Source organism: Nocardioides sp. BE266, from assembly GCF_031457855.1.
Lineage (GTDB): Bacteria > Actinomycetota > Actinomycetes > Propionibacteriales > Nocardioidaceae > Nocardioides.
The window spans coordinates 48,266-72,230 of record NZ_JAURTI010000001.1; the positions used below are offsets into that span (position 1 = coordinate 48,266).

Consider the following 23,965-nt stretch of genomic DNA (forward strand, 5'->3'; position numbering starts at 1 on the left):
ATGCTACCGAGCGGGTGGCGCCGGGCCCACCCGGTTACCCGCTGCCTGCCGTCGGAGGGTGGCGGCACATCGCGGGTCTGGCGGGTTCTCACGTGGGATCTGCCGCCACCCTGGCGGCGTACGACTCCCCCGGACCCCGATCCGATGTCGTCTGCCGCCACCCTCCGCGGGCTCACCTCGGGTGGCGGCACATCGCGCGTCCGAGAGGTCCTCCCGAGCAATCTGCCGCCACCCTGGCGGCGTACGACATCCCCGGACCCCGATCCGATGTCGTCCGCCGCCACCCTCCGCGGACTCGCCTCGGGTGGCGGCACATCGCACGTGCGAGAGGCCCACCCGAGCAATCTGCCGCCACCCTCCGACGAAGGGAACGACGACATGCGGGACGTCAGGGGCGGGTGATCTGGAGCATGCCGAGGCACATCTCGTCGGTGGTGCCCTCGCCCCAGACGACGTAGCGGTCGGGCTGGCCGTCGAAGGAGGGCAGCTTGTCACGCAGCCACTGGACGTGGCGGCAGGTGACCTTGACCTGCTGGAAGGCGTCGAGGTGGATCGGGTCGATCGGCCTGCTGCCCTGGTCGTCGAAGTCCCAGACGGGGATGTCGAGGATCGTCCTCGCCTGGGGCGTGCCCGGGTTGACCTCGATCGTGATCGAGCGGCCGAGCAGGTGCATGTGGCCGGCGACGCCGTGGATCGTCATCGGCTCGGCGAGGGTGCGCACGCACGACTGCACCTCGCCCGGCTGCGGCTTGGTGCCGCACAGGACGTGGAGCAGGTCGGCGGTGTTGCCCTCGGAGCCGAACCGCTGCTTGACGTCGGCCAGCGCCGCGTCGCGGTCGCACAGCGGCCCGTCGTCGTGCTTGGCGCGGCAGGGCAGCTCGACGGGCGCGGGCAGCAGCATCGTGTGCAGCGCCTGGTAGCTCCGCTTGCCCGGCGCCAGCCGCAGCTGGGCCGCGGACGTGTCGGGCGAGACGCCGGCGAGCAGGTTGTAGTGGACCTGCATCACGATCCGGCTGCCCTTGGCCAGGCGGGTGCCGAAGCCCGGCTTGACCACCGACTCCTTGCCGCCGGGCGCCCAGGCGCCGATCCACGAGGCGTCGTCGACGTTCTGGAACGCGTCGAGCCCGGTGCCACCGAAGCAGGTCCAGCCCTCGCCGTCCTCGGCTGCGTCCTTGGCCTCCGCAGCGGCGACCTGCTCGGGCGGGACCCGAAACAGGATCACGTGGTGCACCACGTCGGGGTTGCCGGGCAGCACCTGCGTGCCGGTGAGCCAGGCGTCCTTCTTCAGCTCGGGGTCGAGCAGGAAGCAGCGGTAGTCGTCGGTGCCGGTGCCGTAGGGGGCCGACGGGGTGTAGCTGCCGGGCATCGCGATCGTCGTACGCGTCTCGCCGGCGCGCAGCGGCCGGGCCTTCGCCGGCTCGGCGTAGTGGCCGTGGCCCTCGGCGGCCGCCTCGGCGTCCTCAGAGGCGGTCGGCGACGTCTCGGCCGGCTGGGTCGCGCGGTCGTCGGACGAGGAGTCGCCCGACCCGCCCGACCCGCTGCACGCGGACAGGGCCAGCACTCCTGCGGCGAGGAGCGCGACGACGGCGCGGGGCGGGCGCATCAGATCAGCGACTCGGTCATGCGCGACGATCCGCCGAGCACGTGGATGTGGGTGTGGAAGACGGTCTGGCCCGCACCGGAGCCGGTGTTGGCGATCAGGCGGTAGTCGGCGTTGCCGGCCGCCCTGGCGACCTCGTCGGCCAGCGAGACCAGGTGGCCGATGCTCGCCGGGTCGGCGGCAGCCGAGGCGGCAGCGTTCTCGTGGTGGTCGTGCGGGATCACCAGCGCGTGGAACGGCGCCTGCGGGTTGAGGTCCTTGATGGCGATCGCGTGGTCGTTGCTGCCGAGCACCTCGGCCGGGATCTCCCCGGCGACGATCGTGCAGAAGACGCAGTCGTCCGACGTGTCACTCATCCTCCAAGCCTAGGGTCTGGCGCCGCGGCGTGTAACCGATCGGCGAGGACACGCGTCCAACTACCGTGAGCAGCATGACCTTCCCCCCTTCCCCGACCCCTGCGCGCGTACGGCGCTGGGCGGGCGCCGCCGCGCTCCTGGCAGGCACCCTGGCGCTGGCCGCCTGCGCCTCCGACGACCCGGTGCCGGCCTCCGGTGATGCGAAGGAGCCGACGAAGAAGCCGGCTGCGTCGACGTCCCAGGAGCCGACGCAGGACCCGACCTCGCCGGCCGAGCCGAGCGAGACCTCCGACCCCTCGGGCGCGGTCGTGCCCGTCTACTACGTCGGCGACGGGCCGGGCGGGAAGCCGGTGCTGTTCCGGGAGTTCCACAAGGTCACCGGTGACCCGCTGACCGAGGCGGCGAAGCTGGTCACGGCCGGCACCCCCGACGACCCCGACTACCGCACGCTGTGGCCCCAGGTGGACCTGTCGGTCGGCTACGGCTCCGACGGCGTCCTCACGGTCGAGGTCCCCTCGGACGCCTTCACCGAGCGCCCCGACGGCATGACGGAGCGTGGCGCCGAGCTGGCGGTCCAGCAGCTCGTCTACACGCTCCAGGGCGTGCAGCAGGAGCGGGCGCCCGTGCAGATCACCCGCAGCGGCGGTGACGCGCGGATCTTCGGGCTGAGCTCGGACGCGCCGTTCGAGCAGGCCAGCCCGCTGCGCACCCTCAGCCTGGTCAACATCACCTCGCCCGCGGAGGGCGACACGGTCACCGGCGACACCCTGAAGGTCACCGGTGTCGCCAACTCGTTCGAGGCCTCCGGACCCTGCCGGCTGATCGTCGGCGACCGGGAGGTGGCGATCGAGGGCTACCAGTCCGAGGGCTGGATGGACGACAAGCTGTATCCGTTCGAGGTCGAGCTCCCGCTCGCCGACGCGGGCACCGGCGACGTGCTGGTGCAGTGCGAGACCGACGACCCGACCGGCGGCACCGAGGGCGACGGCCCGGCCGTCGACACCAAGCTGATCCACGTCGGCTAGCTGTCAACCGGGACGCGACCTGGCGCGTCCCACTGCGTGACCATCCAGACAAGACCCCGTCGAGGGAGGGTTCCCGTGGCGGAGCACCTCAGCCTCGTCGGTGCCGACGCGGACATCGCCGTCGAGCAGCTGTACGCCGCCCACTGGCGCCAGCTCGTCCGGCTCTCCGCCCTGCTCGTACACGACCAGGCCGCGGCGGAGGACGTCGTGCAGGACGCGTTCGTCGCGATGCACGGGAAGTGGTCGCGACTGCGCGACCCCGACAAGGCGCTCGCCTACCTGCGACAGGCCGTGGTGAACCGCTCGCGCTCGGCGCTGCGCCACCGCGCCGTCGTGGAGAGGCACGTCCGCGCCTCGGCGCCGGGCGAGGGCACCGTCGACGGGCCCAGTGTGGGCGGCGCCCGCCGCGACGCCGTACGTGACGCCCTGAGGCAGCTGTCGGAGCGCCAGCGCGAGGTCCTCGTGCTCCAGCACTACCTGGACTGGTCGGAGGCGCAGATCGCCGACGCGCTGGGCATCTCGCGCGGCGCCACGAAGGCACACGCACACCGAGGCAGGGCCGCCCTGCGCGAGCTCCTCGGCGACTGGTGGGAGGACCCGTCATGAACGACCAGCTGATCCGCGACCTCCTCCACGAGGTGGCCGACGACATCGAGCCGGGCGACCGGCTGGACGCCATCCGGGCCGCCACCGCGCCCGCTGGTCGTCGTACGCACCGGGCGTGGTGGGCCGCCGGGGGCGCCGGACTGCTCGCCGCATCGGTGGTGACGGCCCTCGCCCTCACCACGGGCGGGGCGCCGCAGACCAACGGCTCTGATCCCGCGGGACCAGCGTCCGAGACCGCCCCCGCAGGCGAGCCGGCAGGCGGACCAGTGGCGGTCTACTTCGTCGGCGACACCGCCGAGGGGTCGCGGCTGTTCCGGGAGTTCCAGCCGACTGACGAGCCCGACGGCGGGGTGCTGTACGCCATCGACGCGGCCCTGCGGGGCGACGCGCTCGACCCCGACTACCGCTCCGCGTGGCCCGCCGGCGTCCGGCTCCGGCAGTGGATCCCGAAGCCGGACGTGATCACGGTCATCCTCGACGACGCCCCGGTCGAGCGGCCCGCGGGCATGAGCAAGGACGACGCCGGACTCGCCCTGGAGCAGCTCGTCCGCACAGCCCAGGCGCTCTACGGCAACGGCAAGGTGCCCGTAGACGTCCAGCTCGAGCAGCAGGTCACCGACACGATCCTCGGCGTCGCGACGACGGAGCCGTTGAGAGGAGCGCCCGACGCCGACGTGCTCGCACCTGTGTCGCTCTCCGACCCGTCGGAGGGGCTGGAGGTCGACAACGACGAGGGCCGGCTGACTGTCCGGGGCCGGGCCTCGGGCACCGACGGCACCGTGACCACCCGCGTCCAGCGATGGGAGGGCACCTTCGTCGTCGGCCAGGAGGTCGACCGACTCGCGGCCGACGGGGCGGGACTGGTGCCCTTCACCGCCACCTTCGACCTCTCCGACGCACCGGCGGGCGACTACGTCGTGATGTCCCAGGTGCAGACGCCGTCGGGCGCGCTCACCACGGACACGCGTCGGTTCACCGTCGTCGAGTAGCCGTTGCCTCGCCGGTTGAGGTGATCAGGCCCAGCGGTCGGTGCGCGACAGCAGCGCGGCGACCGCGACGACGCCGGCGGTGGAGGTGCGCAGCACCTCCGCACCGAGCCGGACCGTGCGGGCGCCCGTGGCCTCGAGGGCCGCGAGCTCGTCGGGGGCGATGCCGCCCTCGGGGCCCACGACGACCACGATCCGCCCGGAGGTGGGTACGTCGATCGCGCTGAGCGGGTCGGCGGCGTCCTCGTGCAGGACGACGGCCAGCTCGGCCTCGCCGACGACGGCGGCGAGGTCGGCGGTCGATGCCAGCGGGGTCACGGTGGGCAGCCACGAGCGGCGCGCCTGCTTGGCCGCCTCCCGGGCGGTGGCCTGCCACTTCGCGTGCGACTTCGCCGCCCGCTCGCCCTTCCAGACCGCGACCGAGCGCGACGCCGCCCACGGCACCACCCGGTCGACGCCGACCTCGGTCAGCACCTCGACCGCGAGCTCGCCACGATCGCCCTTCGGCAGGGCCTGGACGACGGTGATCGCGGGCTCGGGGCGCTCCTCGTGGGAGACGGCGGAGGCCGTCACGGAGAAGACGCGCTTGCCCGTGGAGGTGACCTCGCCGGTGACCGAGGTCCCGCGGCCGTCGGTCAGCACGACGTGCTCGCCCTCGCGGAGTCGTCGTACGGCAACGGCGTGGTGCGCCTCGTCACCGGTCACCTCGACGACGGAGCCGACGCGGACGTCGGCCAGCGACTCGACGAGGTGGACCGGGAGCGACATCAGCCCCGGCTCAGCCCTGGAAGGCGTCGCGCAGCCGGCCGAACATCGACTTGTGCGGCGCCTCGGCCTGCCCGTCGGGCGACTCCTCGCCGCGGATCGCCGCGAGCTCGCGCAGCAGCTCCTCCTGGCGGGGGTCGAGCCGGGTCGGGGTGTCCACGACGATGCTGACGACGAGGTCGCCACGACCGCCCCGCAGGCTCGGCACGCCGAAGCCTCGGATGACCTGCTCGCTGCCCGACTGGGTGCCGGGACGCACGTCGAGCTCGTAGGTGCTCTCGGTCTCCGACTCCTCCGACGGCGCGAGGTCGGCCTCGAGCAGCGGCAGCGTGAGCTGGGTGCCGAGCGCGGCCGCCGTCATCGGCAGCGAGACCGTCGTGTGGAGGTCGTTGCCGTGGCGGGTGAAGGTCTTGTGCGGCTCGACGTGCATCTCGACGTAGAGGTCACCGGCGGGGCCGCCACCGGGGCCGACCTCGCCCTGGCCGCTGAGCTGGACCCGGGTGCCGTTGTCGACGCCGGCGGGGATCTTCACCGTCAACGTGCGGCGCGAGCGGATGCGGCCGTCGCCGGAGCACTCGCGGCAGGGGTCGGGGATGACCGAGCCGTAGCCGCGGCACGCCGCGCACGGGCGCAGCGTGCGGATCTCGCCGAGGAAGGACCGCTGGACGACAGCGACCTCGCCCTGGCCGTGGCAGGTCTCGCAGGTGGTGGGCGAGGTGCCGGGGGCGGTGCCCTGGCCCTCGCACGCCTCGCAGCGCAGCGCGGTGTCGACCTTCAGGTCCTTGGTGACGCCGAAGGCCGCCTCGCCGAGGGTCACGTCGAGGCGGATCAGGGCGTCCTGGCCACGGCGGGCGCGCGAGCGCGGGCCGCGCTGCTGGCCACCGGCCGCGGCGCCGCCACCGAAGAACGCGTCCATGATGTCGGTGAACGAGAAGCCCTGGCCGGCACCGCCGAAGCCCTGGCTGAAGGCGTCGCCGCCCCGGTCGTAGGCCGCCCGCTTGCCGGCGTCGCTCAGCACCTCGTAGGCGCGCGAGACGTCCTTGAAGCGCTCCTGCGTCTCCGGGTCGGGGTTGACGTCGGGGTGCAGCTGCCGCGCGAGGCGGCGGTAGGCCTTCTTGATGTCGTCGGCGCTCGCGTCGCGCGAGACGCCGAGGATCTCGTAGGGGTCCTGGGTCACTGGTTTCCTTCATCGAGGATCCGGGAGACGTAGCGCGCGACCGCGCGCACGGCTGCCATGGATCCGGGGTAGTCCATGCGGGTGGGGCCGACCACGCCGAGCGAACCGAGGTGCGCGTCGAGCGGGCCGTAGCCGGTGGCCACGACGCTGGTCGCGGCGAGCTCGGTGTAGGGGCCTTCGTGGCCGATGCGGACGGTGACCGCGTCGGCGCCCGACTCCCCCAGCAGCTTGAGCAGCACGACGTGCTCCTCCAGCGCCTCGAGCAGGGGTCGGACCGCGGTGTCGAAGTCGCCGTAGCGCGCGAGGTTGGCGGTGCCGCTCACCGCGACGCGCTCGTCGCTGCGGTGGTCGGACATCGCCTCGGCGAGCACGCCCACCACGGCGCGGGTCGACTCGACCTGCTCGGGGCGTACGTCGTCGGGCAGGGCGCACAGCGCCGCGGCGGCCGCGGCGATCTGCACGCCGGCACTGGCCTGGTTGACCGCGACGCGCAGCTCGGCGAGGTCGGCGTCGCCGATCGCCTCGTCGAGCTCGACGAGGCGCTGCTCCACCCGGCCGGTGCTGAGGATCAGGATCAGCATCAGGCGGGTCGGGGTCAGCGGCACCAGCTCGACGTGGCGCACCGTCGAGCGCGAGAGCGTGGGGTACTGGACGATGGCGACCTGGCGGGTGAGCTGGCTGAGCAGCCGCACCGACTTCTGCACGACGTCGTCGAGGTCGACCGCTCCGTCGAGCAGCGTGGCGATCGCGCGTCGCTCGGCCACGGTCATCGGCTTGAGGGTCGCCAGCTTGTCGACGAAGAGCCGGTAGCCCTTGTCGGTCGGCACGCGGCCCGCGCTGGTGTGGGGCTGGTGGATGTAGCCCTCGTCCTCGAGCGCGGCCATGTCGTTGCGGACGGTCGCCGGGGAGACCCCGAGGCCGTGCCGCTCGACCAGCGCCTTGGAGCCCACGGGCTCCTCCGTCGCGACGTAGTCCTCCACGATCGCGCGCAGCACGTCGAGCTTGCGGTCGTCGACCATGGAGCCCTCCTCGCTGCTGGTTGCTGGCACTCGTCCGACTGGAGTGCCAACTCTACTAGGAGCCCGTAGGGTCCGGAGCATGCCCGACTTCACCGAGGTGGCGCCGCGGGTCTGGGTGGCGCACTACGACTGGATGCACGTCAACATCACCCTGATCGGCGGGTCGGACGGCCTCGTCATGGTCGACACCCACGGGTCAGCCGCGCAGGCGCGCATCGTCGCCGACGACGTACGACGTCTGGGCGCGGGTCCGCTGACCGGGCTGGTCAACACCCACGAGCACTGGGACCACCACTTCGGCAACGCCACGATGGTCGAGCAGTTCGGCGAGATGCCGATCCACTCCACGGAGTGGGCGCGCGACCACGCCGAGGAGTCGGCGGGTCACACCTTCGAGATGTACGAGCAGGCCGCCGACCACCCGCGGCGCGAGGAGATCCTGGCCACGACGCTGCTGCTGCCCACCGAGACCTTCTCCTCCGTGCGCCAGCTCGACCTCGGCGACCGGGCCGTGGAGCTGATCCACCCGGGCCGCGGCCACACGGCCGGCGACCTCGTCGTCCGTGTGCCCGACGCCGACGTGGTGCTCGGCGGCGACCTGGTCGAGGAGTCCGACCCGCCGTTCATCGGCGACGACTCGTGGCCACTGGAGTGGCCGTCGACCCTCGACCTGGTGATCGGGCTGATGACCGACTCGACCGTGGTCGTCCCCGGGCACGGCCAGGTCGTCGACAAGGACTTCGTGCAGGACCAGCGCGTCGAGCTCGGTGTCATCGCCGAGACCATCCGCGACCTCGCGTCGCGCGGTGTACCCCAGTCGGAGGCGCTCGCGCAGGGCGAGTGGCCGTGGGAGCCGGAGCGCCTGGTGAGCGCCGTGCGCCTGGGCTACGAGCACCTCCCACACAGCCAGAAGCGGTTGCCGTTGATCTGACTCCGTCAGTGAGGTTAGGCTTGCCTTACCTGACTCACGGAGGTGGCGGATGACCCCGGCACATGCGGCCCTGATCGCGCGCAGCGTGCTGTCGTGCCCGTCCTCGATCGTGCGGCGGGTCGGTGACGCCGACGACGAGCTGCGCGACGAGACGTACGACGTCACCTGCGACGTGCACGGCGCACCCGTGTTCAGCGCGAGCGACGACTCCGCCCTCCTCGCCGCGGCCCGGGTCGGCCTCGACGGCGTCGTCGAGGTGACGAGCGGCCTGGGCCACCACTCCTCCCGCGAGCGCCGCCTCACGCTGCTGCTCCACGGGCGCCTGGCGGTGCGCGACTCCGGCTGCGCGTGCTGCGGTGACCCGCGGTCGCTGGTGGCGCTGGAGCTGACCGACGTGACGCTCCACCGCGACGCGCTCGCGATCCCCGTCGACCTGGCCCAGTTCCGCGACCGGCGCCACGTGCTGAACGAGGGCTACCTCCAGCGCACGGCCGAGCACGCCAACGACGCCCACGAGCTCGAGCTGCGCTCGGCGATGGCCGCGACGTTCGGCCTCCCGATCCAGTCGCTCCTTGCGGCCAGCCTGCTGCGTGTCGAGGCGACCGGGGTGGACGTGTCGTGGCTGGACGCGGCGGGCGCGCACACCGAGCGGCTCGACTTCCTGCGCACCGTCTCCTCGCCGCAGGAGCTCGGCGCGGCGCTGCGCTCGCACCTGCACGCGGGCATCTGCTGAGCCCACCCTCACGGGGCTGGTCGCGCCACCGGGCGGCGGCTAGGACTGGGTGATGAGCGAGAACAGCGGATCCCAGACCGAGCCCGGCGAGACCCCTGAGGCCGGCAGCGGCACGAGCCCGGCCGACTCGGACCACTCCGGCGGCACCGCCTCCCCCGACGACGCGACGTTGGGCGGCATCTCCGACGACCAGCTGCCCGAGGACCTCCAGCCCGGCGAGGACAACCCGCTCGCCGAGCCGCTCGACCCCGACGACGAGGCGACCAAGGACCAGGACGAGCTCGACATGGACGCCACCCAGGAGGACCTCGGCAACCCGCCTGTCGAGTCCTCGTCGGACGACTCCGCCGACGACTCCGACGACTCCGAGGGGTCCGACGAGCCGGCCGCGAACAGCGGCGAGGGTGCCGAGGGCGACGGGGTCGCCGAGGGCTGAGCCCGGCCGGCCACGGCGTGCCACCGCCGATATCGCGCTGTGCCCGCCTAGCGTGTCCCGGTGCCTCACGATCGATACGGAACCGACGTCCTCTCCGGCGACTGGCGTGTCCCGAAGAACGGACGTGCCGTCGAGGTGCCGACCGAGGTCGGCATGGTCGTCGAGGAGGTCACCACCGACTGGTGCGGTGAGGTGGTCGCCGTCGACCGCGACATCGACACGCTGACGCTGGAGGACCGCCGCGGCAAGCGGCGTACGTTCCCGCTCGGCCCGGGCTTCCTGCTCGAGGGCAAGCCGGTGATCCTCACCCGTCCCGTGCGCGCCGGCGCACCCGCAGCCCCGACGCGTACGGCGTCCGGCTCCGTCGCCGTGCCCCAGGCCCGCGCCCGGGTCGCGCGCGCCAGCCGGATCTTCGTCGAGGGCCGCCACGACGCCGAGCTCGTCGAGAAGGTCTGGGGCGACGACCTGCGCATCGAGGGCGTCGTCGTGGAGTACCTCGGCGGCGTCGACGACCTCGCCGACCACCTCCGCGACTTCAAGCCCGGCCCGCAGCGCCGTGTGGGGGTCCTGGTCGACCACCTGGTGCCGGGGTCGAAGGAGGCGCGGATCGCGCAGGGCATCGCCCGCTCCCCCATCGGCAAGCACGTGCTCGTCGTCGGCCACCCGTTCATCGACGTCTGGCAGGCCGTCAAGCCCGACCGCCTCGGCATCCCGCGCTGGCCGTCGGTGCCCAAGGGCATCGACTGGAAGTCCGGCACCTGCCAGCAGCTCGGCTGGCCCCACCGCGACCAGGCCGACATCGCCCGCGCCTGGAAGCACATCCTCGGCCGGGTGTCCTCCTACGCCGACCTCGAGCCCGCCCTCCTCGGGCGGGTCGAAGAACTGATCGACTTCACCACCGCGCAGTGACATTGGCTCGCTCCGCTCGCGTGTCGCGGCGCTCGTAACCCGCTCGTTCGTCGTTGTTGCGACCTCCCCCGCTGCGCTCCTCCGCTCGCAACCCTCCTCCTGCACTCCCGGGCGCGCCGCGACGAACCACCCGCCGACGATCATCGGTTCGAGCTGGATTGAGTTGAGCTCAATTCAATTCGAGTCGGGACCAGCACGCATCACCGCGCCCGGATCGCCCCAGCCTCCCCAGCACACGCGCTCGGCGCCCGACGTCGTCTGGACTGAGGAGCGAGCGAGCGCGACGAGCGCAGCGAGGCAGCTCGGGAGCGACGAGGGAAGACGACGTCTTGCAGGGCGCCGAGCACGCGCGAGCGGAGCGAGCGCCAAATAGCACCGCCCCCAGCCCCAAGCAGCCCGGTTTCGAGGCTATCTTCGCTCGCGCCTCAACCGGCGGTGGCTCTACTCCACCAGGTCGCGCACCACGGCGTCGGCGAGGAGGCGACCGCGCTGGGTGAGGACGAGGCGCTCGGCGGCGAGCTCGACGAGGCCGTCGGCGACCATGCGGGCGACGTGAGAGCGGCCGGTGGCCTCGAGGGCGCTGACGGGGAGGCCCTCGACGAGCCGGATCTCCAGCAGGATCCGCTCGGTGCGCTGGTCGCGGTAGCCGAGGACCTCGCGGGCGAGGGCCGGCGAGACGCCGCGGCCGAGCCGTTCGGCGTACGCCGCCGGGTGCTTGACGTTCCACCAGCGCACGCCGCCGACGTGGGAGTGGGCGCCGGGGCCGACGCCCCACCAGTGGCCGCCGGTCCAGTAGAGGAGGTTGTGCCGGCACCAGTGGTCGGGCGAGGTCGCCCAGTTGGACACCTCGTACCAGCTCATCCCGGCGGCGGCGAAGCGCTCGTCGGCGACGTGGTACTTGTCGGCGAGGTCGTCCTCGTCGGGCATCGGCAGCTCGCCGCGCGCGACCTGGCGCGCCATCGCCGTACCCTCCTCGACGATCAGGCTGTACGCCGAGATGTGGTCGGGTTCGCACTCGAGGGCCGCGTCGACCGAGGCCTCCCAGTCCGCGAGCGACTCCCCCGGCGTGCCGTAGATCAGGTCGAGGCTGACGTCCTCGAAGCCGGCCTGCCGGGCCCAGTCGACGACGGCGGGGACGCGCATCGGGTCGTGGGTGCGGTCGAGGGTGCGGAGCACGTGGTCGACCGAGGACTGCATGCCGAAGCTGATCCGGTTGAAGCCCAGCGAGCGCAGCTCCTCGAGGTCCCAGGCGGCGACGCTGTCGGGGTTGGCCTCGGTGGTGATCTCGACGTCGTGGACGAGGCCGAACTCGGCCGCGGCACTCGCGACGATCGCGCCGAGGTCGGCCGGCTTCAGCAGGGTGGGCGTGCCGCCGCCGAAGAAGATGGTGTCGATCGGCACGTCACGGTGCCCGAGCACGCTGCGGGCGAAGCGGATCTCGCGGATCGCCGCCTCGGCGTACGACGACCGGCTGGCGCCGACCTCGTCGCCGAGCTCGTGGGCGGTGTAGGTGTTGAAGTCGCAGTAGCCGCACCGGACGCTGCAGAACGGGACGTGGACGTAGAGCCCGAAGGGCTTGCTGCCGAACTCGGCCCTCGCCTCCTCGGGGAGCAGGCCGTCCTCGGGGGCGACGTCACCGTCGGGCTGAGCGGGGGGCACAGCCCGTATCCAACCACCCCTCAGATGGGGACGTTGAGCGTCGCGGTGTAACCGTCTGTGACAGAACCCTTCACCGTGGCCATCTGCAGTGAGTAGCCGTCGCTGAAGATGTTGTCGGAGTCGAGGCTGATCGACGCCAGGTTGGTCACCGACGACTCGTAGCCGGAGGTGGCGTAGACGGTCGAGCAGACGTCCTCGGGGAAGGCGAGCTGGGAGGTGCGCAGCTTGTTCGACACGTCGGTCGCGGCGTCGAGAGACTCGTAGACCTCGAAGTGCACGTGCGGCCAGCGGCCGGAGTAGCAGCCGGGGAAGATGGAGGTGAACTCCACCCAGCCGTCGGCGTCGGACTCCTGGACCCCGCGCAGGTAGTTCTCGTCCTGCGCGTCGCCGTCGTACATGGAGTAGCTGCCGTCGCGGTCGCAGTGCCAGGCGTAGACGGCGGCGCCGGCGAGCACCTCGACGTCGTCGCCGGTGAGGTCGTAGACCTTGAAGCGCAGGGTGAGCGGCACGCCCTCGGCGACGCCGGAGGCCGAGCCGAAGCTGCTGGTGATGTCGCTGCGCACCACGCCGCTCTCGCTGAGGATGTCGGGTCCGTTGGAGCCGTCGCCCGGGTAGGGGCCGGCCGTCTCCTCGGGGATCTCGCCCTCGGCGACCTCGACGGACGAGTCCGCACCCATGCCGCCCCCACCGGGACCACCGCCGGGACCACCGCCGGGACCGCCGCTCGGCGGCCCACCCGCCGCGGCATCTGATGCGGTCGAGGCCGACGAGGTGCTCGAGTCGTCGCTCGCGCAGCCGGCCACCGCGACCACGCCGAGCCCGCCGAGGACGCCGAGCACTCCCCTGCGGCCCATGCTGCGGGAGAAGCCGCGACGCTCGATCGTGCCGAGGTCGTGCTGGAGACCGAGGTCGTGCTCGTGGACCTCCTCGCCGTCGTGGTGGTGGTCGCTGTGGTGCTGGGTCATGGGGTGCTCCTGGAGGGGCAGTGAAATGGTGAATGGGTGCCGGTGGTCTCCCACTGGCACCCATTCGACCGGTGCAACCTGTGCGCTCCCTGTGGGGGCGCTGGCCTCCGGCTACGCGTACATCTCGTCGATCAGCGCCTTGTGGTTGTCCTCGACGACGTTGCGCTTGACCTTCATCGAGGGGGTCAGCTCACCGGACTCGACCGTGAGGTCGTGGTCGAGCAGCTTCCACTTCTTGATGGTCTCCCAGCGGTTGAGGTGGCTGTTGAGCTCCTCGACGTAGTCGCCGACCATCTTCTGAACGGCGTCGGACTGCACGACCTCGGTGTACGACTTCCCGCTCATGCCGTTCTCGTCGGCCCAGCCGGCCATCGCGTCGGGGTCGAGGGTCACGAGCGCGACGCAGTAGTTGCGCTCGTTGCCGAACACCATGAACTGGCTGGCGTAGGGGCACACCGCCTTGAACTTCGACTCGATCGCCGGCGGAGCGATGTACTTGCCGCCGGAGGTCTTGAAGAGCTCCTTGATGCGACCGGTGATGACCAGGCGGCCCTCCTCGTCGAGGGCACCCTTGTCGCCGGTGTGCAGCCAGCCGTCGGAGGTCAGCGTCTTCGCCGTCTCCTCCGGGAGGTTGTGGTAGCCGTCCATCACGCCGGGACCCTTGATCATGATCTCGTCGTTGTCGCCCAGCTTGACCTCGCTGCCCGGGAAGACCGGGCCGACGGTGCCGAACTTGTTGTGGTCGGGGTGGTTGACGAAGGAGCCGGCCGAGGTCTCGGTGAGGCCGTAGCCCTCGAGGATCTTGATGCCGGCCGCTCCGAACCACTCGGCGATGTCCTGGTTGAGCGCCGCCGCACCGGAGATGAAGAAGCGGACGTTTCCACCGAAGCGGTCGCGGATCTTGGTGAAGACCAGCTTGTCGAACAGGCCGTGCTGGACCTTCAGCGGCAGCGGGATCGACTTGCCCTCGCGCTTGAGCCGCTCGACCTCGAGGCCGACCTTGAAGGCGCTCTTGAAGATCTTCTCCTTGGCCCCGCCCTCGGCCGCCTGCATCGTGACGATGCGGCCGTGGGCCTTCTCGAAGATGCGCGGCGCCGCACCCATGAAGGTCGGCTTCACGACGCCGAGGTTGTCGACGATCTTGTCGACGCGGCCGTCGATGGCCGCCGCGAAGCCGCACGCCATCTGCGTCGACATGAGCACCTTGCCGAAGGAGTGCGCCATCGGCAGCCAGCGGAACTCGAGGTCCTCGGGACCGAGGATGCCCTGCGCGCGGATGGCCTCGCCCTCGTAGACCCACGACGAGTGGCGCAGCCGCACGCCCTTGGGACGGCCGGTGGTGCCGGAGGTGTAGATCAGGGTGGCGAGCTGGTCGGGACGGATCGCCTGCGACGTCGTACGCACCACGTCGGGCTGCTCGGCGAGCAGCTTCGTGCCCAGCGCGGCGAGGTCGTCGAGGGTGATGACCCAGTCGCCGTCGGCCTTGCCGTCGAAGGTGACGACCTTGCTGACGTGGGGCAGCTCGGAGCGGTGGGCGGAGAGCTTGGCGAGCTGCTCGTCGTCCTCGGCGAAGACCACGTGGCTCTCGGAGTCACCCAGGATGTACGTCGTGTCCTCGGCGTTGGTGCTGGGGTAGACCGTGGTCGTCGCGCCGGCGGCGCACATGATCGCGAGGTCGGCGAGGATCCACTCGTAGCGGGTGCCGGAGGCGATGCCGACGCGCTGCTCCGGCTGCACGCCGAGCGCGATCAGTCCGGCTGCGAGGGCCTCTACCTTGTCGCCGGCCTGCTTCCAGGTCACGGACTCCCAGGCCTCGCCACGCGGGAAGCGGAAGGCCTCGGCCTCGGGGGTGGCGGCGACGCGATCGAAGAACTGGACGGCCACGTTGGCCGGCATGGTGTCGAGGAAGGCGGTGTCGATGGTGATCGGCATCTGTGACCTACTCATTCGTCGGAGCGTGACGCGACCGCGCCACACAGCGGGGCTGGCTGCTGACTTGGGCTGTAACCTAGATCACTTTGTTTACCGGGTGGTAGCAAACTCGCCATCTGTCCGGACCACGGACCGTGATCAGCGTCGCACGCCCCTCCTGGCGCGGTGCGACTCCTCCAGCAGCTCGCCCAGCTCGGTCTCGTCCAACCGGTCCAGGCGCGCCCAGATCGAGGCCTTGACCTTGAACGTGTCGATGCGGACGAAGGTGTCGGACCGGTCGGCCAGGGCGGCGGCCGAGTCCAGGTCCATCGACCAGTACTGCAGGAGCTCGCGGCCGTCGTCGTCCCAGCGCAGCCGGGCGAAGGGGTGCCGCCCGACCTCGATGGCCGGGTCGCCTCGGTGCGACAGCCCGGTCCGCGCCCCCGGCAGTGCCAGGGCGAGGCGCTCGACGTCCTGCCAGCTCGCCATGCCGGCAGTCTGTCAGTCCTGCACGGCCTTGGTGATCGCGATGCAGCGCGTGATCCACTCCTGCTCGTCGCTGCTGAGCGCGCGGCCGGCCTCGCGCGCGTCCTGCACCGACCACCCCGCGTTGATGACCATCCGGACCACGACCCAGTCGCGGGCCCGGTCCTCGTCCAGCCCGGCGGCGTCGACGAGCGCATGGAAGCGCCGGCGCAGCCCGTCGCGCACGGACCCCACCGCGCCAGGCCCGCTGAGCTCGTCCATCCGGTTCCACAGCATCGGCGCGGGCTCGTAGTGCGGGTCGCCGGCCATCGGCTTGGGGTCGATCGCCAGCCACTCCCCCGCGGCGTCGGCCATCACGTTGAAGTAGTGGAGGTCGCCGTGCACCACGACCTGCGGCCGGTCGTCGGCGAGGAGGTCGGGTCCGAGCGACAGCGCCTGCTCCACGTAGCGCCGCGGGATCGGCACGTCGCGGCCGAGCCCGTCGAGCTCGCGCAGCCACCTCTCGACGTACGACGCCACGCTCGCGAGCTGCGGGAGGGCGGGCACGTGGAGCTGGCGGTAGAGCCCGCCGACGACCTCGCACGCTTCGACGTCCCACGTGTCGGCGAGGTCGGGGCCGGGCAGCCAGTCGAGCAGGAGCGCGCGGCGGCGCGGGTCGGCCCGGGCGAGGTGCACGGCGCCGCGCCCACCCCACCGCTGCAGCGTGATCCCCTCGTGCAGCGACTCGTCGTCGCCGTCGAAGGTGACCTTGAGCCCGGCCGGGCGGCCGTCGGCGTCGGTCACCGGCACGACGAGCGAGCAGTAGCCGTGCAGCGCCTCGCCGGTCGGCGTGAGGTGCCAGTCGTCGAGGAGGTCGGCGGTCAGCCGCGGCAGCCGGTCGAGCCACCGCCCCCAGTCGTCTCCTAGGTCGCGCTGCGACAGCAGTCCCGGAGGGATGGTGACGGGCATGCGGCGAGCCTAGGGTGGCGGCCATGACAGAGCGTCAGCGAGTACGCGCATGAGCGAGCGTCAGCAGCCGTGGTCGGACGACGGGCCCACCCACGGTCGGATCCTGGTCCTCAGCGACAACCCGATCTCGCGGGCGATCGCGGTCATCGCCGCCACCGTCGGCCGTGACGTGGTCGTCGAGCCGGCCGACGACGGCGGCCCCGGCCTGGCCCCGGAGGCCGGTGACGCCGTGGTGCTCTGCGACCACGACGCGCCCGACGCCCCGGCGGTGCTGCGGGCGGCGCTCGCCTCGGAGGCGTCCTACGTCGCGATGATGGCGAGCCGTCGCCGCGCCGTGACGGTGCTCGACGAGCTGGTCGAGGAGGGGGTCGACGTCTCGGCGCTCCACGTCCCGGCCGGGCACAACCTGGGCGGCAAGGGGCCGGGCGAGATCGCGCTCTCGGTCGTCGCGGAGATCGTCGCCGAGTCCTACGACCGCCCCGGCGGTCCGATGCGCGACTGAGCGTGGCGCTCTCCTGGGACGACCTCGCGGCGGCGGCGCTCGCGCGCCAGTTCCCCGATCCCGCACCCGACGTCGCCGGACGGCTCACCCAGGTCGGGCCGATCCAGGCGCAGACCGCGCGCTCGCCGTTCCTCGGCCTCGCCGCGCGCTTCCCGGGCACGACGCGCGCGGAGGTCGAGGCGTCGTACGACTCCGGGGCGATCGTGCGCGGCAGCACCATCCGCGGCACCGTGCACACCGCGACGCCCGAGCAGTACGCCGCCCTGGGCGCCACGACCCGGGTCGGCCAGCGCACGCTGTGGCAGCGGATGCTCAAGCTCGAGCACTCCACCCTCGAGGACCTGTGGGACGCCACGGAGCAGTACGCCGCCGAATGGCGCACGCCCGACGACCTGCAGGACCACCTCCACCGCTGGCTCGTGGAGCACGAGGGCCACGACGACGTGACGAGCAACGCCGCCGGCCGCTACCTCTCCTTCGGGCACGGCGGCCTGGTGCGGCGACCGGTCAACGGCGACTGGGCCGGACAGGGGGCGCCGGAGTACCGCACGCTCCCGCCGGTCGTCGCCGCCGGTCTCGCGGACGCGGTGCTCCTCCACCTGCGCAGCCACGGCCCGGCCTCGCGGCAGGACGTGGCGTGGTGGTCAGGCCTCGGGCTGCGCGTCGTCGACGAGCTGCTCGGCGACCTCGACGGGCTGGTGGCCGACGAGGGCCCCGACGGCAGGACGTACGTCGCCCTCCCCGGGGCGCCGGACCCGCGGGTGCCGGAGGGCGTCCGGCTGCTGCCGGAGTTCGACGCGCTGATGTGCGGCTACGACCCGGCCGGGCGCGTGCGCTTCGCCGAGCAGAAGCACCTCGACCGGCTCTGGATCGGCGCCAACGGGATGGTGTTGCCGCCGCTGCTCGTGGACGGGCGGATCACCGGCTACTGGCGGGCCACCGGCTCTGCGATGCGGCGACCGCTGGAGGTGGTGTGGTTCGCCGGCACCCGCAAGCCCCGCAAGGCCGAGCTCGACGGACCGGTCGCGGCGCTGGAGACCGGGCTCGGGATCACCATCACCGACGTGGCGCTCACCCGCGAGGCGGTGTGACGGGCTGGTCCTTGAGGAACTCCCCCGGCGTCATCCCCGTGACCGTGCGGAAGTCGCGGGTGAAGTGGGCCTGGTCGGTGTAGCCCAGGTCGGCCGCCATGTCGGCGAGCCCGGTCGTGCCGGACTTGAGCGCCTCCACTGCGTCGTGCAGCCGGCGGCGCTGCACCAGCCACTTGGGGCTGAGCCCGAGCCGCTGCTCGACGAGCCGCTGCAGGCTGCGCTCGGAGAGGCCGGCCTCGTCGGCGAGGTCGGAGACGCGGGTGACCTCGGGGTGGTCGCGCAGCCAGGCCACGAGGTGGTTGACCAGCAACCCCTGCTCGTCGACCGGCAGCAGCGAGGAGAACCACCGCTCCGTGGCCGCGATGGCGGCGGCGTGCGACGACGGGTCGTGGGGGTCGTCGGCCATCGCGGCACCCACCTCGTCGACCAGCCCAGCGTGCTCGGCGGGGAGCACCTCGTCGAGGTCGATCCACCGGTCGGTGACGTCCGCGACCGACCGGCCGAGGACCAGCCGCCCCGCCGCGGGCAGGAACATCGTGCCGACCGCCCAGCCGTCGCCCTCCAGCGTCACGCTCGAGCGCCCGCGGGCGACGCCGTAGAAGCGGGCGTAGGTGTTGCTCACGACCACCAGGCAGACCGGGTGCTGGAGCGTGGTCTGCGTCGACGGCTTGGCCAGCGACCAGACCGGGATCCAGTAGCGGTCGACCAGGTCGGCCAGCTGCTCGCTCGGCGCATAGCGGTGGATCGGCGGCGACGGCCGGCTCACTCCCGTGAGGTGTGCCCGGTCGACCGGCTCCACCGGTCGCGGCACCGCGGGGGTCGTCATGTGTCGAATTATCACGCGTCGGCGATCGACCGCCTGGTGGCGCGGCTCGTCCGCGACCCGGGGCGGCGCCCGCCGGCCTGACCAGCGCGACGGATCTCCTCGGCGACCATCGCCATCGTGGTCCGTGCCCGGACGGGGTCCTCGGTGAGGAAGTAGTGGTCGACCCCTGGTGTCGTGTCGTGCACGACCCGCACGCCCGCCTCCCGGGGCCGCTCGGCGTACGCATCGCCCTCGGCGCGAAGCACATCACGCTCCGCCGTCAGCACCACCGCCGGCGGCAGGCCCGAGAGGTCGGGCGCCAGCAGGGGTGAGGCACAGGGCTCCCGCCGGGTGGCGGGGTCGGGGAAGTAGGTGCGGCGCACGAGCCGGCGCAGCGACGGCGAGATCATGCCGGGATCGCCGTCGCGCGGCTCCGCGGCGAGGTCGAGCGCCGGGACGCCCAGCACCTGGAGCGTCGGGGTGAACGAGCCGGCGTCGCGTGCCTGGAGGGCGACCGACGCGGCGAGCCCGCCACCCGAGCTGAAGCCGCCGACCGAGACAGCGGCACCGTCCGCGGCGAGCGCCGCAGCCACGTCGTGGCACTGGTGCTGGGCCACGGGGTAGGCCACGCGCGGCGCCACCTCGAAGTCGACGTTGGCGACCACCACACCTGCGGTGGCCGCGACGTAGCGGCACCACCAGTCGTCCATCGCCGGGTAGCGCATCAGGAACGCGCCACCATGGAAGTGGACGTGCACGGGAAGGGCGCCCGGGGCTGGTCGGTAGAGCCGGACGGGGACCTTGCCATGCCGCGTGCGGACCGTGATGCGCTCCGGTGACGGGAGCTCGCTCCCGGCCAGCCGCAGGTGCTCCCCGTAGCGGACCGTGAAACGGGCGCTCGCGCGCATCGCCTCGACCCGGAGCCGGTCAGCCAGTCGCATGGGAGGGCTTCGCGGCCGGTCGGGCGACCGGATTGGTCAGACGTGCTCGAGGGTGACCACGGCGACGGTGCACCGGCCGGCGACCTCGCCCGGTCCGAGCACGAGGCTTCCGACCCCGTCGCCCTTCACCACGAAGGCAGCCTGGTCGTCGGCGAGCGGGAGGGCCGAGGACCGGCCCAGCTCGAGGACGGTGACGAAGGGCGAGACCACGGCCGGGTCGACGATGACGTTGAGCACGCGCACCGCGCCCTCGGGCACGGAGGCCTCGACCGTCGCGTCACCGGAGAAGGCGAAGGGCCGGTGCGGCTCGACGACCTGGGTCTCGCCGTCGACCTCGAGGCCGAGCACCGGGCCGTCGACCACGGTCAGCAACCGGTGCCGGCCGGCGAACGTCGAGAACGGCCCGTCCGCGTCGATGTCGGCGAGGCTGATCCGCCAGGCCCCGTCGTCCGCGCGCGCCAGCTCCCGCGTCGTACCACCGCCGTTGGCCCACGGCTGGGGCGTGACCTCGTCGCTGCGGACGACACCGCTCACTTCTTGCCGGACTTCTCCGCCGGCTGGGTCGTGGCGAGCGCCGCGACGAACGCCTCCGGCGGCACCTCCACCGAGCCGATGTTCTTCATCCGCTTCTTGCCGGCCTTCTGCTTCTCCAGCAGCTTGCGCTTGCGGCTGATGTCACCGCCGTAGCACTTGGCGAGCACGTCCTTGCGGATCGCGCGGATGGTCTCGCGGGCGATGACCCGGGCGCCGATGGCGGCCTGGATCGGCACCTCGAACTGCTGGCGCGGGATGAGGTCCTTGAGCTTGCCGGCCATCATCACGCCGTAGCCGTAGGCGGCGTCGCGGTGCACGATCGCGCTGAACGCGTCGACCGGCTCGCCCTGGAGCAGGATGTCGACCTTGACCAGGTCGGCGGCCTGCTCGCCGGAGCGCTCGTAGTCGAGCGAGGCGTAGCCCTTGGTGCGCGACTTCAGCTGGTCGAAGAAGTCGAAGACGATCTCGCCCATCGGCAGGGTGTAGCGCATCTCGACGCGGTCCTCGGAGAGGTAGTCCATCCCCTGCAGGCTGCCGCGCTTGAGCTGGCAGAGCTCCATGATCGTGCCGATGTAGTCGGCCGGCGCCAGGATCGTCGCCTTGACCACCGGCTCACGGACCTCGGCGACCTTGCCGTCGGGGTACTCGCTGGGGTTGGTCACCACGTGCTCGGTGCCGTCGTCCATCACGACGCCGTAGACCACGTTGGGCGCAGTCGAGATGAGGTCGAGGTTGAACTCGCGCTCGAGCCGGTCGCGGGTGATCTCCATGTGGAGCAGCCCGAGGAAGCCGCAGCGGAAGCCGAAGCCGAGCGCGCCGGAGGTCTCCGGCTCGTAGGTCAGGGCCGCGTCGTTGAGCTGGAGCTTCTCCAGGGCGTCGCGCAGCGTCGGGTAGTCGTCGCCGTCGATCGGGTAGAGACCGGCGTAGACCATCGGGTTGGGGTGCTTGTAGCCGCCGAGCGGCTCGGTGGCCCCGTGGTGCTGGGAGGTGACCGTGTCACCCACGCGCGACTGGCGTACGTCCTTCACGCCCGTGATCAGGTAGCCGACCTCGCCGACGCCGATCTCCCCCGCCTTGACGGGCTCCGGGCTGATCACGCCGACCTCGAGCATCTCGTGGACCGCGTTGGTCGACATCATCTTGATGCGGTCGCGGTGGCTGAGCTTGCCGTCGACCACGCGGACGTAGGTGACCACGCCGCGGTAGGTGTCGTAGACCGAGTCGAAGATCAGCGCACGCGCCGGCTTGTCGGCGTCGCCCACCGGGGCGGGGGTCTGGAGCACGATCTCGTCGAGGAGCGCCTCGACGCCGAGGCCGGTCTTGGCGCTGGTGAGCAGCACCTCCTCGGGCTCGCAGCCGACCAGGCCGGCGAGCTCGGCGGCGTACTTCTCCACGTTGGCGCTCGGCAGGTCGATCTTGTTGAGCACCGGGATGATGTGGAGGTCGGCGCCCATCGCGAGGTAGAGGTTGGCCAGCGTCTGGGCCTCGATGCCCTGCGCGGCGTCGACCAGCAGGATCGCGGCCTCGCACGCCTCGAGGCTGCGCGAGACCTCGTAGGTGAAGTCGACGTGACCGGGCGTGTCGATCATGTTGAGGACGTAGGTGCCAGGCTCGGCGCCGGCGGCGTTGTCGGCCTTGACCGTCCACGGCATCCGCACGGCCTGGCTCTTGATCGTGATGCCGCGCTCGCGCTCGATGTCCATGCGGTCGAGGTACTGCGCCCGCGCCGCGCGCTCGTCGACCACGCCGGTCAGCTGCAGCATCCGGTCGGCCAGCGTCGACTTGCCGTGGTCGATGTGCGCGATGATGCAGAAGTTGCGGATGATCGACGGGTCGGTCGAGCCAGGCTGGGGCGCGTTCTTGAGGCTCACGGACTGCTTTCAGGGGTACGACGACGGGCTCGGGTCATTGTTCCACGCAGGCGGGGGCACACCGAACCGGCGACGGCCCGCCGTCGGCCGGACGCTAGCGTGCCGGACGTGACCCGGCCGCCACACTCGTCCCACCTGCCCCTCGTCCCGGCGGCCGCCTTCGTCCTCGTCTGGTCGTCCGGCTACATCTCCGGGCCGGCGGCCGTGCACGCCGCCGCGCCCTTCTCCGTGCTCGGCTGGCGCTTCGTCCTCGCCGCGATCATCGGGGCCGCGCTTGCCCTGGCGATGCGACGGCCCACCCGGATGGACCGCGGCACGCTCGGTCGGGTGGCGGTCGTCGGCCTGGTGATGAACGCGCTCCAGTTCGGGCTGATGTACGTCGCCTTCGACCTCGGCCTCGGCGCCACCCTCGCGTCCCTCTTCCACGCGCTCAGCCCGGTGCTCACCGCGATCCTCGCGGCCGGGCTCCTGGGCGAGCGGGTCTCCCTGCTCCAGGTCGTCGGCTTCGTCGTCGGCGTCGTCGGGGTGCTGCTCGTCCTCGGCGCCGACCTCGGCCACGCCGGCGGGCCGGTCGCCGTCCTCATCGGCTGCCTGAGCATGCTGACGCTCAGCCTCGGCACGCTCGGCCAACGGTGGATCGGCGCCCAGCCCGACCTGCTGTGGTCGGCGGCCGTCCAGTTCGCCGTGTCCGCTCCCCCGATGCTCGTCCTCGGCTGGACCACCGAGGGCGCCTGGCCGGTCACCGACACCTCGCAGGCCGTCGTGTCCGTGCTGCTGCTCGCGATCGTGAACTCGATCATCGGGCTCGTGCTGCTGTCGCTGCTCGTGCTCCGCGGCGGCTCCGGGGCAGCCGCCAGCCTGTTCTTCCTCAGCCCGCCCGTCACCGCGGTGATGGCGTGGGTCGTCCTCGACGAGACGCTCACCTGGACCCAGCTCGTCGGGCTCGTGGTCGCCGTCGTCGGCGTCGGCGCGGCCACGCGCACGCGGTCGACGCCCGTGGCCCCACCCCCGTAGTCCAGTGGCGTCCGGCTGCCAGCAGCCGTCCCGGACGACCACTCGCCACTGGACTACCCCGAGGTCGGCACCCAGTAGCGCCGCTTCACGCCGCGCACGTCCTCGAGCTCGCCGCCGGCGGCCTCGATCACGCGGATCGAGCCGTGGTTGTCCACGTCGCAGGTGACCAGGGCGGGGTCGATCCCGAGGCCGAGGGCCCACGGGAGCGCCTGCTGGAGCATGGCGGTCGCGTGGCCCTCGCGCCGCCGCGTCGGGCGGACGTCGTACCCGATGTGGCCGCCCACGTCGAGGAGGAAGTCGTTCAGCCGGTGGCGGATGGCGATCCGGCCGAGGTAGTCCTCGCCGTCGACCCACCACAGCGTCGTGCACGGCACGTGGAAGGACGGGCGCGGGTTGTCCTCGTCGGCGTCGGCTTTCACCGCGTCGACGAAGGTCGCGAAAGCGTCGGGGTCCTGCCAGCCGGGGGCGTTGTGCTCGATCCACGCTGCGGTCTGGCTGAACTCGGCGCCCTCGGCGACGAACTCGTCCATCGCCTCGAGGAACGACTGCTGGACGGACGTGGTCGGCAGGACGAGCTCTGGCATGGATCCATTTGTAGCGCCGGTCCGGACACCGGCTCCACCCGATATCTGAGGACGTGGTGGTCGTGGATCCAGGTCGGATCCGTCCACCACGTCCTCAGATATCGGTCGTGG

At 72.1% G+C, this 23,965-nt stretch carries 25 protein-coding genes; 10 read left to right on the top strand and 15 right to left on the bottom strand.

Going from position 1 to position 23,965, the window contains the following annotated elements; genetic code table 11:
* Positions 1-388: 388 nt before the first annotated feature.
* Both J2X46_RS00265 and J2X46_RS00270 read right to left on the bottom strand, forming a co-directional pair.
* Positions 389-1,603, bottom strand: a complete 1,215-nt coding sequence (locus J2X46_RS00265; RefSeq protein WP_310245442.1) for a hypothetical protein — start codon at positions 1,601-1,603, stop codon at positions 389-391.
* The gene (locus J2X46_RS00270; protein WP_310245444.1) at positions 1,603-1,956 is read right to left on the bottom strand and encodes an HIT domain-containing protein; all 354 of its coding nucleotides are present in this window, start codon (positions 1,954-1,956) and stop codon (positions 1,603-1,605) included. Before J2X46_RS00270 ends, J2X46_RS00265 begins: the two co-directional genes overlap by 1 nt.
* Before the next feature lie 74 nt (positions 1,957-2,030).
* On the opposite strand from J2X46_RS00270, the gene J2X46_RS00275 reads away from it, so the two are divergent.
* The 3 genes from J2X46_RS00275 to J2X46_RS00285 all read left to right on the top strand — a co-directional run bounded on the left by J2X46_RS00275 (position 2,031) and on the right by J2X46_RS00285 (position 4,576).
* Positions 2,031-2,981 (top strand): Gmad2 immunoglobulin-like domain-containing protein, encoded by a 951-nt coding sequence (locus J2X46_RS00275; protein WP_310245446.1) that lies wholly within the window; start codon positions 2,031-2,033, stop codon positions 2,979-2,981.
* A 75-nt stretch (positions 2,982-3,056) separates the two neighbouring features.
* Complete coding sequence (locus tag J2X46_RS00280; RefSeq protein WP_310245448.1) at positions 3,057-3,587, top strand: SigE family RNA polymerase sigma factor; 531 nt, start codon at positions 3,057-3,059, stop codon at positions 3,585-3,587.
* Positions 3,584-4,576 (top strand): GerMN domain-containing protein, encoded by a 993-nt coding sequence (locus tag J2X46_RS00285; protein WP_310245449.1) that lies wholly within the window; start codon positions 3,584-3,586, stop codon positions 4,574-4,576. Before J2X46_RS00280 ends, J2X46_RS00285 begins: the two co-directional genes overlap by 4 nt.
* Positions 4,577-4,600: 24 nt before the next feature.
* Here the strand turns inward: J2X46_RS00285 and J2X46_RS00290 are convergent, their stop codons facing one another.
* Genes J2X46_RS00290 through hrcA form a run of 3 tightly spaced genes read right to left on the bottom strand, consistent with a single transcriptional unit; the run spans position 4,601 to position 7,534 of the window.
* A complete protein-coding gene (locus J2X46_RS00290) occupies positions 4,601-5,341 on the bottom strand; it encodes a 16S rRNA (uracil(1498)-N(3))-methyltransferase (RefSeq protein ID WP_310245451.1) in 741 nt (246 codons plus the stop codon).
* A gap of 10 nt (positions 5,342-5,351) precedes the next feature.
* Positions 5,352-6,515, bottom strand: coding sequence for a molecular chaperone DnaJ (dnaJ, locus tag J2X46_RS00295; protein WP_310245453.1), 1,164 nt, complete (start codon positions 6,513-6,515; stop codon positions 5,352-5,354).
* Positions 6,512-7,534 carry a heat-inducible transcriptional repressor HrcA gene (gene hrcA / locus J2X46_RS00300; protein ID WP_310245455.1) on the bottom strand — a complete coding sequence of 341 codons (1,023 nt, stop codon included), beginning with the start codon at positions 7,532-7,534 and terminating at the stop codon, positions 6,512-6,514. Before hrcA ends, dnaJ begins: the two co-directional genes overlap by 4 nt.
* Positions 7,535-7,613: 79 nt before the next feature.
* Between hrcA and J2X46_RS00305 the strand changes: the two genes are divergently transcribed.
* From J2X46_RS00305 to J2X46_RS00320, 4 genes are read left to right on the top strand one after another with little or no spacing between them, the layout of a single operon-like run.
* Positions 7,614-8,465 carry an MBL fold metallo-hydrolase gene (locus tag J2X46_RS00305; protein WP_310245458.1) on the top strand — a complete coding sequence of 284 codons (852 nt, stop codon included), beginning with the start codon at positions 7,614-7,616 and terminating at the stop codon, positions 8,463-8,465.
* A 49-nt stretch (positions 8,466-8,514) separates the two neighbouring features.
* Positions 8,515-9,198 carry a hypothetical protein gene (locus J2X46_RS00310; protein ID WP_310245461.1) on the top strand — a complete coding sequence of 228 codons (684 nt, stop codon included), beginning with the start codon at positions 8,515-8,517 and terminating at the stop codon, positions 9,196-9,198.
* A gap of 52 nt (positions 9,199-9,250) precedes the next feature.
* Positions 9,251-9,634 (top strand): hypothetical protein, encoded by a 384-nt coding sequence (locus J2X46_RS00315; RefSeq protein WP_310245464.1) that lies wholly within the window; start codon positions 9,251-9,253, stop codon positions 9,632-9,634.
* Between the two features lie 60 nt (positions 9,635-9,694).
* Positions 9,695-10,543: a DUF3097 domain-containing protein gene (locus tag J2X46_RS00320; protein WP_310245466.1), complete on the top strand. Its 849-nt coding sequence runs from the start codon at positions 9,695-9,697 to the stop codon at positions 10,541-10,543.
* Positions 10,544-10,984: 441 nt separating this feature from the next.
* Here the strand turns inward: J2X46_RS00320 and hemW are convergent, their stop codons facing one another.
* From hemW to J2X46_RS00345, 5 genes are all read right to left on the bottom strand, one after another.
* Entirely contained in the window at positions 10,985-12,202 is a 1,218-nt protein-coding gene (gene hemW / locus J2X46_RS00325) for a radical SAM family heme chaperone HemW (protein ID WP_310245467.1), read from the bottom strand.
* Between the two features lie 20 nt (positions 12,203-12,222).
* Positions 12,223-13,167, bottom strand: a complete 945-nt coding sequence (locus J2X46_RS00330) for an intradiol ring-cleavage dioxygenase (protein ID WP_310245470.1) — start codon at positions 13,165-13,167, stop codon at positions 12,223-12,225.
* Between the two features lie 111 nt (positions 13,168-13,278).
* Positions 13,279-15,099 carry a long-chain fatty acid--CoA ligase gene (locus J2X46_RS00335; RefSeq protein WP_310245473.1) on the bottom strand — a complete coding sequence of 607 codons (1,821 nt, stop codon included), beginning with the start codon at positions 15,097-15,099 and terminating at the stop codon, positions 13,279-13,281.
* Positions 15,100-15,237: 138 nt separating this feature from the next.
* Positions 15,238-15,567, bottom strand: a complete 330-nt coding sequence (locus J2X46_RS00340; protein ID WP_310245475.1) for a hypothetical protein — start codon at positions 15,565-15,567, stop codon at positions 15,238-15,240.
* A gap of 12 nt (positions 15,568-15,579) precedes the next feature.
* Positions 15,580-16,512: an aminoglycoside phosphotransferase family protein gene (locus tag J2X46_RS00345; RefSeq protein ID WP_310245478.1), complete on the bottom strand. Its 933-nt coding sequence runs from the start codon at positions 16,510-16,512 to the stop codon at positions 15,580-15,582.
* 49 nt (positions 16,513-16,561) lie between these two features.
* Here J2X46_RS00345 and J2X46_RS00350 point away from each other — a divergent pair, with 49 nt between their 5' ends.
* The gene (locus tag J2X46_RS00350; RefSeq protein ID WP_310245480.1) at positions 16,562-17,014 is read left to right on the top strand and encodes an XdhC family protein; all 453 of its coding nucleotides are present in this window, start codon (positions 16,562-16,564) and stop codon (positions 17,012-17,014) included.
* Between the two features lie 2 nt (positions 17,015-17,016).
* A complete protein-coding gene (locus J2X46_RS00355; protein WP_310245481.1) occupies positions 17,017-18,105 on the top strand; it encodes a DNA glycosylase AlkZ-like family protein in 1,089 nt (362 codons plus the stop codon).
* Here the strand turns inward: J2X46_RS00355 and J2X46_RS00360 are convergent.
* Genes J2X46_RS00360 through lepA form a run of 4 tightly spaced genes read right to left on the bottom strand, consistent with a single transcriptional unit; the run spans position 18,086 to position 22,256 of the window.
* Positions 18,086-18,931 carry a helix-turn-helix domain-containing protein gene (locus tag J2X46_RS00360; protein WP_310245482.1) on the bottom strand — a complete coding sequence of 282 codons (846 nt, stop codon included), beginning with the start codon at positions 18,929-18,931 and terminating at the stop codon, positions 18,086-18,088. The two genes, J2X46_RS00355 and J2X46_RS00360, sit on opposite strands and share 20 nt — an antisense overlap.
* Before the next feature lie 11 nt (positions 18,932-18,942).
* Positions 18,943-19,851 carry an alpha/beta hydrolase gene (locus J2X46_RS00365; protein WP_310245484.1) on the bottom strand — a complete coding sequence of 303 codons (909 nt, stop codon included), beginning with the start codon at positions 19,849-19,851 and terminating at the stop codon, positions 18,943-18,945.
* Positions 19,852-19,887: 36 nt separating this feature from the next.
* The gene (locus tag J2X46_RS00370) at positions 19,888-20,385 is read right to left on the bottom strand and encodes a HutD family protein (protein WP_310245487.1); all 498 of its coding nucleotides are present in this window, start codon (positions 20,383-20,385) and stop codon (positions 19,888-19,890) included.
* Complete coding sequence (gene lepA / locus J2X46_RS00375; protein WP_310245490.1) at positions 20,382-22,256, bottom strand: translation elongation factor 4; 1,875 nt, start codon at positions 22,254-22,256, stop codon at positions 20,382-20,384. The genes J2X46_RS00370 and lepA overlap by 4 nt, the downstream gene beginning before the upstream one ends.
* A 108-nt stretch (positions 22,257-22,364) precedes the next feature.
* Between lepA and J2X46_RS00380 the strand changes: the two genes are divergently transcribed.
* Positions 22,365-23,270, top strand: a complete 906-nt coding sequence (locus tag J2X46_RS00380) for a DMT family transporter (RefSeq protein WP_310245493.1) — start codon at positions 22,365-22,367, stop codon at positions 23,268-23,270.
* A 53-nt stretch (positions 23,271-23,323) separates the two neighbouring features.
* Here the strand turns inward: J2X46_RS00380 and J2X46_RS00385 are convergent, their stop codons facing one another.
* On the bottom strand, positions 23,324-23,854 hold the full coding sequence (locus J2X46_RS00385; protein ID WP_310245495.1) for a GNAT family N-acetyltransferase: 531 nt from the start codon (positions 23,852-23,854) through the stop codon (positions 23,324-23,326).
* Positions 23,855-23,965: the final 111 nt, after the last annotated feature.

Coding starts and splice junctions, on each gene's coding strand:
- J2X46_RS00265 (WP_310245442.1), bottom strand. CDS start 1,603: ATGCGCCCGCCCCGCGCCGTCGTCGCGCTCCTCGCCGCAGGAGTGCTG.
- J2X46_RS00270 (WP_310245444.1), bottom strand. CDS start 1,956: ATGAGTGACACGTCGGACGACTGCGTCTTCTGCACGATCGTCGCCGGG.
- J2X46_RS00275 (WP_310245446.1), top strand. CDS start 2,031: ATGACCTTCCCCCCTTCCCCGACCCCTGCGCGCGTACGGCGCTGGGCG.
- J2X46_RS00285 (WP_310245449.1), top strand. CDS start 3,584: ATGAACGACCAGCTGATCCGCGACCTCCTCCACGAGGTGGCCGACGAC.
- J2X46_RS00290 (WP_310245451.1), bottom strand. CDS start 5,341: ATGTCGCTCCCGGTCCACCTCGTCGAGTCGCTGGCCGACGTCCGCGTC.
- hrcA (WP_310245455.1), bottom strand. CDS start 7,534: ATGGTCGACGACCGCAAGCTCGACGTGCTGCGCGCGATCGTGGAGGAC.
- J2X46_RS00305 (WP_310245458.1), top strand. CDS start 7,614: ATGCCCGACTTCACCGAGGTGGCGCCGCGGGTCTGGGTGGCGCACTAC.
- J2X46_RS00310 (WP_310245461.1), top strand. CDS start 8,515: ATGACCCCGGCACATGCGGCCCTGATCGCGCGCAGCGTGCTGTCGTGC.
- J2X46_RS00315 (WP_310245464.1), top strand. CDS start 9,251: ATGAGCGAGAACAGCGGATCCCAGACCGAGCCCGGCGAGACCCCTGAG.
- J2X46_RS00330 (WP_310245470.1), bottom strand. CDS start 13,167: ATGACCCAGCACCACAGCGACCACCACCACGACGGCGAGGAGGTCCAC.
- J2X46_RS00335 (WP_310245473.1), bottom strand. CDS start 15,099: ATGCCGATCACCATCGACACCGCCTTCCTCGACACCATGCCGGCCAAC.
- J2X46_RS00340 (WP_310245475.1), bottom strand. CDS start 15,567: ATGGCGAGCTGGCAGGACGTCGAGCGCCTCGCCCTGGCACTGCCGGGG.
- J2X46_RS00345 (WP_310245478.1), bottom strand. CDS start 16,512: ATGCCCGTCACCATCCCTCCGGGACTGCTGTCGCAGCGCGACCTAGGA.
- J2X46_RS00350 (WP_310245480.1), top strand. CDS start 16,562: ATGAGCGAGCGTCAGCAGCCGTGGTCGGACGACGGGCCCACCCACGGT.
- J2X46_RS00360 (WP_310245482.1), bottom strand. CDS start 18,931: ATGACGACCCCCGCGGTGCCGCGACCGGTGGAGCCGGTCGACCGGGCA.
- J2X46_RS00365 (WP_310245484.1), bottom strand. CDS start 19,851: ATGCGACTGGCTGACCGGCTCCGGGTCGAGGCGATGCGCGCGAGCGCC.
- J2X46_RS00385 (WP_310245495.1), bottom strand. CDS start 23,854: ATGCCAGAGCTCGTCCTGCCGACCACGTCCGTCCAGCAGTCGTTCCTC.